The sequence below is a fragment of the Aeromonas sp. R6-1 genome (assembly GCF_040908165.1).
Lineage (GTDB): Bacteria > Pseudomonadota > Gammaproteobacteria > Enterobacterales > Aeromonadaceae > Aeromonas > Aeromonas caviae.
In genome coordinates this window covers 351,362-364,874 of sequence record NZ_JBFODF010000053.1, presented here as the reverse complement: position 1 = coordinate 364,874, position 13,513 = coordinate 351,362, and the positions used below count along the sequence as shown (strand labels likewise).

Genomic DNA, 13,513 nt, shown 5'->3' with positions numbered 1-13,513 from the left:
CGATTATTCCTCGGATCCTGCTTTCACACTCTTGTCGGCCGACATGGCCATGTGTCCGGCATGGGCGTCATGGTTCATGGCCTGGTTCTCCATGGCGTCCTCTTGCGAGGCCTCATGGTTCATCCCTTCGTGGTCCATGGCACCCGCTTTCGGGGCGGCGTCATGGTTCATGGCCTCGTGGTTCATGCCCTCGTGATCCGCGGAGCCCGCAGCCGGGGTGGCGTGACCACCATGGGACATGCCGCCCATGAACTTGTTGATGATGTTGACGAACAGCTTGGGATCGGCGCTGGCGAAGTACTCCACCGGGTGGTTTTCGCTCTTCTTGGCCAGGGCATTGAACTCATCCATGGTGCTCAGGGCCTTGGAAGAGGCCTTCACCTTGGCTACCCAGGCGTCGAAACCGGCTTGGTCCTGGGTCGCGATGGCCTTGAACTTCATGCCGGAGAAACCGGCACCGCTGTAACCGCCGGAGATGCCCTTGTACTCGCCCGCCTCGTTGGCAATCAGGTGCAGCTTGGTCTGCATGCCGGCCATGGCGTAGATCTGGCCGCCCAGTTGCGGGATGAAGAAGGAGTTCATCACGGTGTCGGAGGTCACCCGGAAGTTGACCGGGGTGTTGACCGGGAAGGCCAGTTCGTTGACCGATGCAATGCCCAGCTCCGGATAGACGAACAACCACTTCCAGTCCAGGGAAATGACATCCACCTGAACCGGTTTGACGTCCGATTCCAGCGGCTTGTAGGGGTCGAGGGAGTGGGAAGTTTTCCAGGTGATCACCGCCAGGATGACGATGATGATGACGGGTACAGTCCAGACGACTGCCTCAATCTTGTTGGAGTGGGCCCAGTCCGGCGCATAGGTGGCACTGGTGTTGGACGCCCGGTATTTGTAGGCGAACGCCACCGCCATGACAATCACTGGCACCACCACGATCAGCATCAAGCCGAGTGCGGTGAGTATCAGTGACTTCTGCTCCATACCGACCTGCCCCTTGGGGCTCATCAGTGCCATGTCGCAGCCACTCAGCAAGCTGGCGGTCGCGAGCAGCAGCAAAGCGCCCAAGCCCCTCTTCACATCAAAGAGTCTCATGCAATGTCCTCATCTTTTGAAGGCTTATTGGTATAAAAAAATGCAGCATTTTATTGCATCAGACCGGCATGTGAACAACATGAAAAATTAATCCCAAAAATGTTCAAAAGGTGATGGAAAGCGGCATCAGATGTTAATCCCTTGACAATGACCAATTTATTCAAGTTACACCGCGGCAATTCATCTTCCGTTAATCTCTCGCGCCACCAAAAGTGACCACCAATTAACCAAAAAGATCCATATGGTCTGTTTTTAACCCGCCATTGCGATCAAAAAAGAGCCATACAGCCCCTTTTCGACCCACAGGTCATTTTTCCACACCTTGATCTGGATGGGTATTTTTCGGGGAAGATAAAAAAAATAATTAATCAAACGAATGTATGATTAACTTCCCGCCCCCCGACAACGGTCGCAACCCCTGGCACCAGAGGGCACACTTCGTAACAAAACGGGCCCTTGTGCGGGCCCGTTGACAATCGTTTTCTCTCCCTCCCTCGGAGTCGGAGTCAGGAGTGACAGTGTTCCATTTGGGTCGCCACGGCGATCCGGTTCCAGGCGTTGATGGTGACCACCTGCATCAGGCACTGGGCCAGCAGGGTTTCCCCCAGTTGGGCCAGCGCCGCCTCATAGGTCTGCGCCGTGAGCCCCTTGTCGGCGATCAGGGTCACCTCGTCGGTCAGGGCCAGCACCGCCCGCTCCCGGGCGTCGAACAGCGGCGACTCCTGCCAGGCGGCCAGCGCCAGCAGACGCTGGGCGCTCTCCCCGTGCTTCATCGCCACGTCGGCGTGCATCTCGATGCAGTAGGCGCAGCCGTTGATCATGGAGGCGCGCAACTTGATGAGCTCCTTGAGCGACAGAGGAATGTCGGTGCCCCCGAGGTAGGACTCGAGGCCCATCATGGCCGAGACGGCGGCGGGCACCTGGTTGGCGAGCTGGATACGGTGTGACATGGCAAGACTCCGGTGATGGACCCCGGATGGGGCGGTGAGCTGATTGTTCACTTTTTCATTGTTGATTAGAATATCGTCATAACCTGCAACAGTTTTGCGTTTATCGCAAAGGTGAATCCATGCTGGATCGCATCCGCATCCTGGCCCAGGTGGTGGAATCGGGCAGTTTCTCCCGTGCCGCCCGCGCCCTCAACCAGGCCCCCTCCTCCGTGACCCGTGCCATCGACGCCCTGGAGCAACAGCTCGGGATCCCGCTCTTCAAGCGCAGCACCCGCCAACTGGTGCTGACCGAGCAGGGCGCCTATTTTCTCGCCCGCTCCCTGCCCCTGCTGGAGGAGGCGGATCAGCTGGTGCAATCCCTGCAACCCCTCTCGGTGGCGCCAGAGGGGCCGCTGCGGGTCTCGGTGTTCGAGAGCTTCGGCGCGTCCTGGCTCTCTCCCCGCCTGCCCGACTTCCTCGCCCGCTACCCCGGGGTGCGCCTGGAGGTTGCGCTGGACAACCGCATGGTGGATCTCGATGCCGAGAACGTGGACGTGGCGGTGCGCATCGGCAAGCCCGCCGACAGCAGCCTGCACACTCGCCATCTGCTCACCAACCGCTCGCTGCTGGTCGCCTCCCCCGCCTATCTGGCCCGCCATGGCGAACCCGCCCATCCCGCCGAGCTGGCCCACCACAACTGCCTCATTCGCGGCCATGGGCGCCAACGCCAGCACTGGTACTTCCAGCAGGGCACGGAGCGCGAGAAGGTGGCGGTGCAGGGCAACCTTGCCTCGGTCGGGGGCACGCCCCTGCTCTGCGCCGCCCTCGCGGGATGCGGCGTGCTGCTGCTGTCGAGCTGGATGGTGCAGCAAAGCATCGACGAGGGCACCCTGCTGCCACTGCTGCCAGAGTGGCTCGCCTCCCCCTACGAGGATCGCCAGGACGAGATCCACGCGGTGTTTCGTGGCGGCCGCTTCCTCAAACCCCAGACCCGCGCCTTCATCGACTTTCTGGTCGAGGCGATCAGGCCCTTGCAGGGGCCGCGCTGACCGCAACAGGGCCTCCTGGCGATACGCTGAAAACGCAGACGCCGGGCACAGGGCCCGGCGTCTGGAAATGAGGGTCGCCACGGCGACCGCTCAGCGTGATTTTCGCCCGTCAGGGCTTGGGGAGAGCCCCCGATAATCCCCGTAGGGGAAGATGTTGCGCAGGCGCTGGGCCACGGGCTCGGGGATGGAGCGGGAGAAGACCAGCCTCACCCCGTTGCCGTCCCGCAGACCCAGGATGCGCCCGCGCACCGGCTCATGGTGCAGGATCTGGGTCGCCTGGGTCACAAAGCGCGGCGGCACCGAGCCCCGCTTCACCACCACCTTGCCCGGCGCGAGCCGGACCTCGAACAGGGCACCGCGCCCCAGCGTCATCAACCACCCGATCAGGGCTATCGCCACCAACAGAGACAACCAGGCCATTGCGTCTTCCTCCCGTCAACCCGATGTTCGCCAGTATAACCGGGAGCGCCTCACCATGACCCAGCCGCCATCACGCTTTCACTCACTGCCGGGCCTTATCGGCGCCCCTTGCCCCAGGCCACCAGGGTATCCCGATAGAGGGCGAGCAGGGCCTGATCCCGCACCGCGACCCCGACCTGCTGGGCCGGGCAGTGGGCCCACTCGTCATGGGGATGGCGGGTGTCGTCAAACTTTTGCAGGGTATGGCCGATGGCGGGCCCCTCGGTGATGACCCGCACCGGCCCCTTGCGCAGGGTGAACAGCGCAGGATCGATCACATAGGCGATGGCGGAGGGATCGTGCACATGGCACCCCGCCATGCCGATGCGCTCGGAATAGAAGCGCAGGTAGAAGCGGCTGACATCCCACAGGAAGCGGCCCGGCTCCCCCGCATCGTCCCGCAGGGCATCCAGATAGTCGGCGGTGAAGATGCTCTGCTGGGTGACGTCGAGCCCGATGATCACCAGGGGCCAGGGGGCGGTGAAGACCCGGTCCGCCGCATCGGGATCGTCGTGGATATTGGCCTCGGCATAGGGAGTCACGTTGCCGCGATGGCCGTTGACGCCAAAGGCGCCGCCCATCACGACCACTTCTTTCACCAGGGCGGCTACCTCGGGGGCCGCCTCGAGCGCCAGCGCCAGGTTGGTGAGGGGCCCGATGGTCACTAGCGTGATCTCGCCGGGGTGGGCTTTCACCGTTTCGACGATGTATTGCCAGGCCGGGCGGGGATCCGGGATGAGGGTCACCTCCCCCGCCTGGACGTCGCCAAAGCCGCTCGGGCCGTGCACCACCGTCGTCGGGCCCACGGGCTCGCGCAGCAGCGGCGCGGCGGCGCCCCGGGCCACGTCCGCCTTCATGCCATATTTTTGTTTGAGCCAGAGGGCGTTGCGGGTGCCGTTTTCGATGGTGGCATTGCCAAACACCGTGGTGATGGCGAGCAATTCGATGGCGGGGTGCGCCTCGGCAAACAGAATGGCCATGGCATCGTCGATGCCGGGATCGGTATCCAGAATGATCTTGTGGGTCATGGGGCCTCCATTGGACAGTGCAGCCAGTGTAGCGAGCCGGCGCCGCTTTAACAGCGCCGGGATCACAACCTCGGGGTTTCCTTTGCATCAGGCCTGCTGGCGGAAGCGCTCGCCCTTGGGGTCAGGGCAGGAGTCACTCGGAAGGGGCGCCACCGCCTCCTCTCCCCTGGCGGTGCGTTTCAGTTGCCCCATGAATTGCTTGAAATGGGGGAGAAACCCCTTGAACAGCTCCTCTTTGCGATGCTGCATCATGACTTCGCCAAACAGCTTCAACCCGACGATAAACGCCTGATGTTCCTGCTCCGACATGGGCAGCTTCCCCTTGCTGAGCGCCAGGATGGCAAAGATGTCGTCGTGATTCTGGCAGTCGAACTGCAACGGGGGCACATCGCGGTCCAGCGCCTGGACCTGTACACGATAGGTGTGTGGCATCTTTCATCTCCTCTCGGGCTGGGCTTTTGCCCATATGGTTGATAAAATCAATTAAACCCTTTTAAGTTGACTTTATCAACCATGAAGTTGTCAAACCGCCTCTTCCGGATCCTCGATCAGTACAAAATCGCCATGACGCAGCATTTCCGGGCACAGCAGATCGCCCTTAGCCCCCTCCATTACAAGGTGCTGCAACTGATCCATGCGCTGGATCCCGCCACGCCGCAGCTCATCGCGCAGCGGTCGGGCCGCGACAAGGCGCAGGTGACGCGCCTGCTGCAGGAGATGGAGAAACAGGGGCTCATCGAGAAGCGGCCCCATCCCACTGACAGACGCAGCATCTGTCTGGCCTTGACCCCGCTGGCCTGCGAGCGGGTCAACCAGGGGGAGCAGCAGGCCGCACGGCTCGACGAACGGCTGTGTTCCCTGCTGACGCCGGCGGAGATAGCGCAGTTGCAGCAACTGCTGGACAAGATAGAAAAAGGGCTTGAGTCGACCGATTAGGGTCAGCGTCAGGGGGGCCGCTGCCTGATTTGTGGCCAACCAGCGCGGCCTGCGCTGGCGGCGCCTTGTGAGCCACTCCCGGAGATGGTATCACTGGCCCCACTCTCCCCTTCCCGCCGAGGCGCCATCGTGATCACCCTGATTAAAGAGTCCGACCAGTTGAAAATGCCCTGGAAGAACAGGCAGGGCACCACGGCCCAGATCCTGATCTCCCCCCCTGGTTCGACCCTGGACAAGCTCGACTTTGACTATCGGCTGAGCTCGGCCCCCATCAAGGAAGCAGGGAGCTTCTCCCGCTTTCCCGGCTACCAGCGCATCCTGCTGCCCGTCAGCGGTGCCGGTTTCGTGCTCAACGGCCACCCCTACGCCACCTTCGAGGCGGCCCACTTCAGCGGGGATGACGAGACCCGCTGCGAGCTGCTGAAAAAAGAGGTGACGGATCTCGGACTCATCTACCACCCGGCGCGCATCAGCGCCAACGTGCGGGTGCTGAACCTGCCCTTCCCCCTCAGCCTCACCCTGGAGGCGGACAAGACTTACCTTTGTCATCTGCTGGAGGGCCAGCTCACCGTGCAGGGACAGCAGGTCGCACCGGGCGAGACCCTGGTGGTGCAAGGGGAGGAGAGCATCCGCTTCGAGTGCGGCAAGAAAACCACCCTCGCCTTCTTTACCCTGCAGCCCAAGCCGGCCGCCGTTTAACGCCGAGGGGCACGGCCCCCGCTGTCGAGGCAGGCCTGCATGGTGTCATAGGGGGTATAGTGCCTGGTGCGGCTGTAGTAGGTGCCGCCCTTGGGGTGACAGATGCCGCTCCGGCTCTTCTTCACCGGGGGCTCGGCGGCCAGCGCGATGGCACACAGCAGCATCAGGCAACAGCCAAGCATCCATTTCACTGCGTTCATGCTCTCTTTTCCGAAGGGGCGTAGGCAGGCCACTGGCCCATTTGCGGCCTATTGTACGCCGCTCATCCCCTTGCCACCCCAAACCAGATCATGAAAGTACCGCGACGCAGCGCAAGCGAAGACAAAAAAGCCGGGACCCTCCCGGCTTTTGTTTGTGCTGGCGGCGACACGCCCCTTGGCACTACCCCACCTTGAAGCTGCCCTTCATCAGGGCGAAGTGGCCCGGGAAGGAGCAGAAGAAGGTGAGATCCTTGCCTGCCAGCCCCTCGGTCTTGAAGGTGACGCTGGTGCTCTCGCCCCCTCCCACCAGCTTGGTGTGCGCCAGGATCCTGGGGTCATCCTTGGGAAGGTAGTCGTGATCGGCACCGGCACTCATGCCCGCGGTGGCGACGGCCTGGTAGTCGGCAGTATTGGCCAGCACCCAGTTGTGACCCATGTTGGCCACCGGCAGCTTGCCGGTGTGATTGAGGGTCACTGTCACCTCCTTGCAGGTGGCCGGCACGCTCATCTCTTTCTGGTTGAACTGCATGGCATCATTGCCTTCGATGACCAATGCGCACTCATCGGCCAGGGCGGGGGCGGCGAGGGAGCTCAGAAGCAGCAGGGCTAACACCTTTTTCATCATCTTCTCCTTTGATTGGCGATGGAAGACAGCAAACTCGCCTCGAAAGTCCGAGCGGCACCAGGCAAAGATACTGTCAGAATCGATCTTCATTGTACCCAGATGTCACCGGGGAACGACGGTTTTTGCTCAAAGATGCGGGCCGGGTCACTCCTCTCCCCCGCATCACGACAAGGGACCGGATTGGTCAACGGGCCGTCCGGCTTAATTATTTGCAGGGTTGGCGCCCTTGGCCAGCTCGCCAACCCGAACGCCCTTGGCTAAGCTGCTCACCCGTCGACGACTCCCGCGAGAATGACAGATGCACACCTCTTCCCTGCGCCAGGCACCGCGCGCCCTGCTGCTCTCCCTGATGCTGCTGTTGGCCGCCTGTCAGCCAGCCCCGACCCAGACCCGCATTCAGGGCAGCACCATGGGCACCTACTATGCGGTGACCCTGAGCGACCCCTTCCCCGGCGGACAGGGGGCACTGCATCAGGAGGTAGAGGCGCTGCTGGCACGCCTGAACAAAGAGATATCCACCTATGATCCGGGCTCCCTCATCTCCCGCTTCAATCAGGGAACGGGGCAGCCCCCCCAGATCATCCCGGCCACCATGGCGAAGATTGTGCAACAGGGGATTGACGCCGGGCACCTCACCCGGGGGGTTCTCGATGTCACCGTGGGCCCCCTGGTCAATCTGTGGGGATTCGGGCCGGACAAGCGCCCGGTCAGGCGGCCCAGCGCAGAGCAGATCGCCCAGGCCAGGGCGAGGGTCGGCATCGACAAGCTGAGCCTGACACCCCAAGGAGATCACTTCCTGCTCGGCAAGGCCATCCCAGATCTCTATCTGGATCTCTCCACTCTGGGCGAGGGGGCGGCCTCCGACGAGATAGCCGGGCTGCTGGAGCAAAAAGGGGTCCACAACTACCTCATCGAAGTGGCGGGGGCGGTGCGCAGCAAGGGGCACAACGACAAGGGCAATCCCTGGCGGGTGGCCATCGTCGAGCCCTCGGACAGACCAGGCGCCATCGAGGATGTGGTGACCCCGAACGGCATGGCGGTGAGCACCGCCGGCAGCTATCGCAACTATTACGAGCTCGACGGCAAGCGCTACTCCCACATCATCGATCCTGCCACCGGCGAGCCCGTGACCCACAAGCTGGTCTCCGCCACCGTCATCACCCCCACGGCCCTGGAGGCCGATGCCCTCGACACCGCCCTCATGGTGATGGGTCCCGAGCGGGCGATGGCCTTTGCCAGGGAGCACAAGCTGGCGGTCTATCTCATCGAGAAGACCGCCACGGGCTTTGCCGCCAGCCACACCCCCGAGTTTGCTCCCTATCTGGTGCGCAAGCAGCCCTGAATGACGAGGCCCCGCAGTGCGGGGCCTCGTTCACTGACCGCCTATTCGATGGGGATGCGGTGGGGCGCGGGGCTGGCCGCCTGCTTGGGCAGGCGCAGGGTGAGGATGCCGTTGTCAAAGCGGGCGCTTACCTGCTCTGGCGACACCTCCACCGGCAGCTCGACGCTGCGCGACACGCTGCCATAGTAGCGCTCGCTGCGCAGGGCCCGTTCATCCTTGTTCTGGCTGTCAAACTGGCGGATCTCCGCCTTCAGGGTCACCAGCTTGCCGTGCACGTCCACGTGGATGTCCTCCTTCGCCACCCCGGGCAATTCCGCCTGCAGCAGGTAGTCATCCCCGCTCTCCCGCAGATCCAGCTTGATCTGGCTGGGCAACGGGTCCCCGTGCAGGGGGCGGATGTAGAAGCCGGAGGCCATGTCGTGGAACAGGTCATCAAACAGGCTGGTACGACTCGGTAGCAAACTCATCTGATCCCTCCTTGTGAGCGGGCAAGGGAGCAGACGGGCACCCTGCCCCCTGCCGCCTCCCGCATGCTGACGCTCTTCAAGTCTAAAAACCGGGACAGCGCCTGCCAGTGCCAACTCGCCTTCCCTTGACCGGGATCAAAGGCAAGACACCCTTTTTTTCACCCAAGGTCTGCGGGAAAAACCGGGGCCCCTCCCCATGTGCAATTGCCTGCCTGCGGACTTTGGTGGCACACTTCTCCCACCAGCCCGTAGCGCCTTGATGCCAGACAGATGCAGACACCGGACTCCGTACCCGAGAAGAAACCCCAGCCCAAGCCCAAGCGCATCCTGCTGGTCAACGAACAGCGTTCCTTCCAGATGATGATGAAGGCGATGCTGATCAACATCGGCATCAACCGCATCACCTACACCAACTCCGCCGACGAGGCGCGCCGCCGCTGCCAGAAAGAGAGCTTCGACATCTATCTGCTCGACTATGAGCTGGGGGCGGGCGAGAACGGCCGCCAGTTGCTGGAAAGCCTGCGGGATCAGCAACTCATTCCGCCCCAGAGCGTGGTGATCATGGTCAGCAGCGACGGCTCCCGCGCCATGGTGCTGAGCGCGCTGGAAGCCGAGCCCGACGAATACCTGATGAAGCCCTTCTCCCAGGAGCAGTTCTCGTTTCGCCTCAAACGCGCCCTCGCCCGTCGCCAGGCACTGGAGAGCGTCTTCAGCGCCCTCACCCGGGACGATCTGCCCGCCCTGGTGGAGGCCTGTGCCAAACAGGCGGACGCGGTGCCCCGCTTTGCCAACTTCTGCCGCTGCCTGCAGGCCGACACCCAGCTCAAGCTGGGCCAGGCCAAGGAGGCCCGCAGCCTGATGCGCCAGCTGCTGGCGGGGCAGGAGAACAGCTGGGCTCGCCTCACCCTGGGCAAGGCGTGCCATACCCTGGGTCTGCACGAGGAGGCGGTAAGCCACCTGCAAGCCACCCTGAAACACACCCCCCTGATGGTGGAGGCTTACCTCTGGCTCGCGGAGTCCCTGCTGGCGCTGGGCAATGACGAGCAGGCCCAGCAGGAGCTGCGCCGGGCGGTGGACATCTCTCCCCAGTCGGTGCAGCTCTCCCGCCGTCTGGCGGAGGTGTGCCTGCAACGGCACGACTACGCCCAGGCCAAGGACGTGCTGCTCGCCCTCATCGACTTGTCGCGCAACTCGATCCACCGCACGCCGCATTATCTCGGGGCCTATATCCAGACCCTCACCTTGTACGCCCTCAACAGCAACGACGGCTACCACATCGCCAACCTGCAAAAGCAGGTGAACTCCGCCCTGTCGCGCATCCGCGACTCCCTGATGATGTCGGAGTTCAACTACCCGGTGTTCGAGCAGATCTGCCAGGCCCGGGTGCGCATCGCCCTGGGGGAGCTGCTCAAGGGCAAGAAGATGCTCTATCGCGCCAACCAGAACTGGCTGGACGAGCCCGCCACCATGCCTCCGGCTCTCCTTGGCGAGACCATACTCGCCCTCTATCAGCTCGGGGAGTTCGAGTACGCCGAAAGCCTGCAGGGACTGCTGGCGGAGGATGAGGATCGGCTGCTCACCACCTGCATCCAGGTGACCCGGGATGACAAGACGGTGCAGGAGCGGCGCCAGCGCTATCAGCAGCTCAACGATCTGGGCATCAAGGCCTATCAGGCCGGAGAGCTGGAGCAGGCCCTCGGCCACTTTCGCGAGGCCCTGCGCCGGGCGCCCGCCAATACCGGCGCCGCCCTCAACAAGATCCAGGTGCTGCTGCAACTCATGCAGAAGAACCGCAAGAGCCCGGAGTTTGGCGCCGAGTGCAAGGAGACCCTGGAGGTGCTGGAGGGCATCCCCCTCAACCCCGCCCAGCAGGAACGTTTTCGCAAGCTGCGCCAGGAATATCATCAGCACAGCTGATATCCCCCCTCCTCCCCTCACCTATGCTGATACTGACTCAGGGAAGGGAGGGGCAACACCATGGCAATGTGCCGATACCTGGTGGCCGATGGCCGCCACTGCACCGAAGAGGCAGGGGATCATGATCTCTGCCGCTGGCACGACCCCGCTGCGGCCCACAACACCCCTGATACCGCCGAGGCGCTGGAGCGCTATGTGCGCCAGGGAGGCCTGTGCCACGGCCTGCAACTGGCCCGCGCCGAGCTGGCGGATCTCAACCTGGTGAACAGGCAGGGTCCGGAGGGATTCTTGCTGGAGCAGTGCAACCTCTATCGCGCCAACCTGCGAGGTGCCCATCTCTACGGCATTCGCATCAAGGGCGGCAGCCTGATGAAGGCCGATCTGAGCGAAGCGAACCTCCACTGCGCCACCCTCGACGACGTCAACCTGCTCGGCATCCGCTGGAAGAACACCCGCCTCGACAACCTGGAGACGGGCAAGCGACTGATGCAGGACAGAAAGGGGCGCCGCGAGCGGGACCCGGCGCAGGCCCGCGTCTGGTTCAAGGAGGCGGAGGAGACCTACCGGGATCTGCGCAAGGCCTCGGAGGCCCAGGGCATCTTCACCATGTCCGGTCGCTACATCCAGCAGGAGCTCACCATGCGCCGCCTGCAGATGCCGTTCTGGTCCTACCGCCGCTTCGCCTCCTGGATAGTGGATCTCTTCTGCGGTTACGGCGAGGCCCCCATGCGGGTGGTGCTCTTCTCCCTGCTGCTCATCGTCATCTGCAGCATCTTTTACTTCTTCTGCGGCCTCAACTTCGCGGGCACCCACCTCATCTATCGCCCGGACGCTCCTCTGGAGCAGAACGCCATCTTCCTGATGGAGTGCCTCTACTACAGCGTGGTGACCTTCACCACGCTGGGGTATGGGGACTTCACCCCGGTGGGGTTGTCGCGGATCTTTGCCGCCTTCGAAGCCTTTACCGGCAGCTTCACGCTGGCACTGTTCGTGGTGGTGTTTGTCAAGAAGATGACCCGCTAGAAACCTGTCCACGATCTTGCTGGGAGGCCGCTTCCAAGGCTCATGTGCTGCTCGCTTATGTGTCGCCAGGCGCTCTCATGTATACATATGCACTCAGGTTCCTCTGCTGCGCTTTATCTTGCTGACAGCCTCTCGCGACAGATCGTGAACAGATTCCCGAGCCGCTGCGCCAGTCACAGCCCCCGAACTTGCATCCATCGCGGATTCCTAGTCCAATAAGCGACGAACAAAAACGACATGAGCACCCCGAACATGAAGATCATCTCTTTCAATATCAATGGCCTGCGCGCCCGTCTTCATCAGTTGCAAGCCCTTATCGACAAGCACCAGCCGGACGTGATCGGCCTGCAGGAGATCAAGGTGCACGACGAAGCCTTCCCGGTCGCGGATGTGGAGGCCATGGGCTACCACGTGGTCTTCCACGGCCAGAAGGGGCATTACGGGGTCGCCATCATGAGCAAGCAGGCTCCCATCGAGGTGCAAAAGGGTTTCCCCACCGATCCGGAAGATGCCCAGCGCCGCATGATCATGGCCAGCTTCAAGCGGGAAGACGGCTCCGTCATCAAGGTGATGAACGGCTACTTCCCCCAGGGGGAGAGCCAGGATCACGAGACCAAGTTCCCGGCCAAGCAGAAGTTCTATGAAGACCTGCAGCACTACCTCGAGACCCACCACACCCCGGACGACCAGATTGCGCTGATCGGGGATATGAACATCTCCCCCACGGATCTCGACATCGGCATCGGCGAGGCGAACCGCAAGCGCTGGCTGCGGGATGGCAAGTGCTCCTTCCTGCCCATCGAGCGGGAATGGATGGAGCGCCTGAAAGGCTTCGGGTTGACCGACACCTTCCGCGCCGCCAACCCCACCGAGTGCGAGCGCTTCTCCTGGTTCGACTACCGCTCCAGGGGCTTTGACGAGAACCGGGGCCTGCGCATCGACCTCATCATGGCCTCCGACGCCCTCAAGGACAAAGTGACCGAGACCGGCATCGACTACGAGCTGCGCGGCATCGACAAGCCCTCGGATCACGCCCCCATCTGGACCTGCTTCGCCTGATCCCCACGCCAGGCTCGCCCTCGCCAAAAGAACCTGCCCCCGCCCATGCGGGGGCTTTTTTTGTTCACCGCCCCGCCCTTTCTTAATCCATGTCAATTACCAGGCAGACGGCGCTTGCCAGGCCTTGACCTTCTCCTTTCGGCAAGGTTTAGATTCGGCCCATCCGTCACAGGGAAACCACCCATGCTCTCATCGAGATTGCCCACCACGTTCATCGCCCGGCTGTTGCTGGGGCTGATGCTCGTCTGCAATCTCACCCTGTGCATCGGCTGGCATGGGGCGGCCACCGCCCTGCCAAGTGACGCATCCGCATCCATCCTGACTCCGGCGCAGTCTCCCCTGTCTCATGGACTGCACCAGAGCGAGCCTGTGCAGCATTCCGCCATGCACCAGGCCGACACAGCTTCCCTCTCCTGCCACGGTGGCCCCCAGAGTGAGGCGGCCCCGCCCGGGGAGGAGTGCCAGATGCAGAGCGGCCTCTTCGGCGCCACCAGTGCGCCGCCCCTGCTCGGCCTGCTGCTGTCACTGCTGCTTCCCCTGCTGTTGCTCCCTTCGTGGCGCCTCGTCCCCCTACTGGACAACTGGTTGCGGGATCCCTTCCTGCGATCCCGCGGCACCCACCCTCCCTCCTGGCCGCGCCGACACCTGATGCTGTCGGTGCTGCGCCACTAGAAAGCGCTTCTCTCGC

General features: G+C 62.9%; 16 protein-coding genes. 8 read left to right on the top strand and 8 right to left on the bottom strand.

Translation table 11 applies throughout. The annotated features are described in order from the left end of the window. Positions 1–3: 3 nt before the first annotated feature. Both cyoA and AB5Y68_RS18580 read right to left on the bottom strand, forming a co-directional pair. On the bottom strand, positions 4–1,092 hold the full coding sequence (gene cyoA / locus AB5Y68_RS18585) for a cytochrome o ubiquinol oxidase subunit II (RefSeq protein ID WP_080767819.1): 1,089 nt from the start codon (positions 1,090–1,092) through the stop codon (positions 4–6). Between the two features lie 506 nt (positions 1,093–1,598). After that, positions 1,599–2,042: a carboxymuconolactone decarboxylase family protein gene (locus AB5Y68_RS18580; RefSeq protein ID WP_039039205.1), complete on the bottom strand. Its 444-nt coding sequence runs from the start codon at positions 2,040–2,042 to the stop codon at positions 1,599–1,601. A 119-nt stretch (positions 2,043–2,161) separates the two neighbouring features. On the opposite strand from AB5Y68_RS18580, the gene AB5Y68_RS18575 reads away from it, so the two are divergent. Then, on the top strand, positions 2,162–3,070 hold the full coding sequence (locus tag AB5Y68_RS18575) for a LysR family transcriptional regulator (RefSeq protein ID WP_039039206.1): 909 nt from the start codon (positions 2,162–2,164) through the stop codon (positions 3,068–3,070). A gap of 90 nt (positions 3,071–3,160) precedes the next feature. Here the strand turns inward: AB5Y68_RS18575 and AB5Y68_RS18570 are convergent, their stop codons facing one another. The 3 genes from AB5Y68_RS18570 to AB5Y68_RS18560 form a co-directional block, all read right to left on the bottom strand. Further along, the gene (locus AB5Y68_RS18570; protein WP_039039207.1) at positions 3,161–3,490 is read right to left on the bottom strand and encodes a DUF3634 family protein; all 330 of its coding nucleotides are present in this window, start codon (positions 3,488–3,490) and stop codon (positions 3,161–3,163) included. 95 nt (positions 3,491–3,585) lie between these two features. After that, positions 3,586–4,557, bottom strand: coding sequence for a nucleoside hydrolase (locus AB5Y68_RS18565; RefSeq protein WP_039039208.1), 972 nt, complete (start codon positions 4,555–4,557; stop codon positions 3,586–3,588). An 87-nt stretch (positions 4,558–4,644) separates the two neighbouring features. Continuing rightward, positions 4,645–4,989, bottom strand: a complete 345-nt coding sequence (locus tag AB5Y68_RS18560) for a DUF3861 domain-containing protein (RefSeq protein WP_052258797.1) — start codon at positions 4,987–4,989, stop codon at positions 4,645–4,647. Positions 4,990–5,070: 81 nt separating this feature from the next. Between AB5Y68_RS18560 and AB5Y68_RS18555 the strand changes: the two genes are divergently transcribed. Next, positions 5,071–5,493, top strand: a complete 423-nt coding sequence (locus AB5Y68_RS18555; protein WP_052258799.1) for a MarR family winged helix-turn-helix transcriptional regulator — start codon at positions 5,071–5,073, stop codon at positions 5,491–5,493. 129 nt (positions 5,494–5,622) lie between these two features. Then, positions 5,623–6,192, top strand: coding sequence for a HutD family protein (locus AB5Y68_RS18550; protein WP_039039265.1), 570 nt, complete (start codon positions 5,623–5,625; stop codon positions 6,190–6,192). On the opposite strand, the gene AB5Y68_RS18545 is transcribed toward AB5Y68_RS18550, so the two are convergent. Together AB5Y68_RS18545 and azu are read right to left on the bottom strand one after the other, a co-directional pair. Then, positions 6,189–6,392, bottom strand: a complete 204-nt coding sequence (locus AB5Y68_RS18545; protein WP_039039209.1) for a hypothetical protein — start codon at positions 6,390–6,392, stop codon at positions 6,189–6,191. The two genes, AB5Y68_RS18550 and AB5Y68_RS18545, sit on opposite strands and share 4 nt — an antisense overlap. 181 nt (positions 6,393–6,573) lie before the next feature. Beyond that, positions 6,574–7,014 carry an azurin gene (gene azu / locus AB5Y68_RS18540; RefSeq protein WP_039039210.1) on the bottom strand — a complete coding sequence of 147 codons (441 nt, stop codon included), beginning with the start codon at positions 7,012–7,014 and terminating at the stop codon, positions 6,574–6,576. Between the two features lie 301 nt (positions 7,015–7,315). Here azu and AB5Y68_RS18535 point away from each other — a divergent pair, with 301 nt between their 5' ends. Then, positions 7,316–8,359 (top strand): FAD:protein FMN transferase, encoded by a 1,044-nt coding sequence (locus AB5Y68_RS18535; protein ID WP_039039211.1) that lies wholly within the window; start codon positions 7,316–7,318, stop codon positions 8,357–8,359. A gap of 41 nt (positions 8,360–8,400) precedes the next feature. Here the strand turns inward: AB5Y68_RS18535 and AB5Y68_RS18530 are convergent, their stop codons facing one another. Continuing rightward, positions 8,401–8,826, bottom strand: coding sequence for an Hsp20/alpha crystallin family protein (locus AB5Y68_RS18530; RefSeq protein WP_039039212.1), 426 nt, complete (start codon positions 8,824–8,826; stop codon positions 8,401–8,403). A 270-nt stretch (positions 8,827–9,096) separates the two neighbouring features. Here AB5Y68_RS18530 and AB5Y68_RS18525 point away from each other — a divergent pair, with 270 nt between their 5' ends. From AB5Y68_RS18525 to AB5Y68_RS18510, 4 genes are all read left to right on the top strand, one after another. Then, positions 9,097–10,743 carry a response regulator gene (locus AB5Y68_RS18525; RefSeq protein ID WP_039039213.1) on the top strand — a complete coding sequence of 549 codons (1,647 nt, stop codon included), beginning with the start codon at positions 9,097–9,099 and terminating at the stop codon, positions 10,741–10,743. A gap of 60 nt (positions 10,744–10,803) precedes the next feature. Next, positions 10,804–11,766 (top strand): ion channel, encoded by a 963-nt coding sequence (locus AB5Y68_RS18520; RefSeq protein WP_029314056.1) that lies wholly within the window; start codon positions 10,804–10,806, stop codon positions 11,764–11,766. 252 nt (positions 11,767–12,018) lie between these two features. Continuing rightward, on the top strand, positions 12,019–12,825 hold the full coding sequence (xthA, locus tag AB5Y68_RS18515) for an exodeoxyribonuclease III (RefSeq protein ID WP_010673667.1): 807 nt from the start codon (positions 12,019–12,021) through the stop codon (positions 12,823–12,825). Between the two features lie 183 nt (positions 12,826–13,008). Beyond that, complete coding sequence (locus AB5Y68_RS18510) at positions 13,009–13,497, top strand: hypothetical protein (protein WP_039039214.1); 489 nt, start codon at positions 13,009–13,011, stop codon at positions 13,495–13,497. Positions 13,498–13,513: the final 16 nt, after the last annotated feature.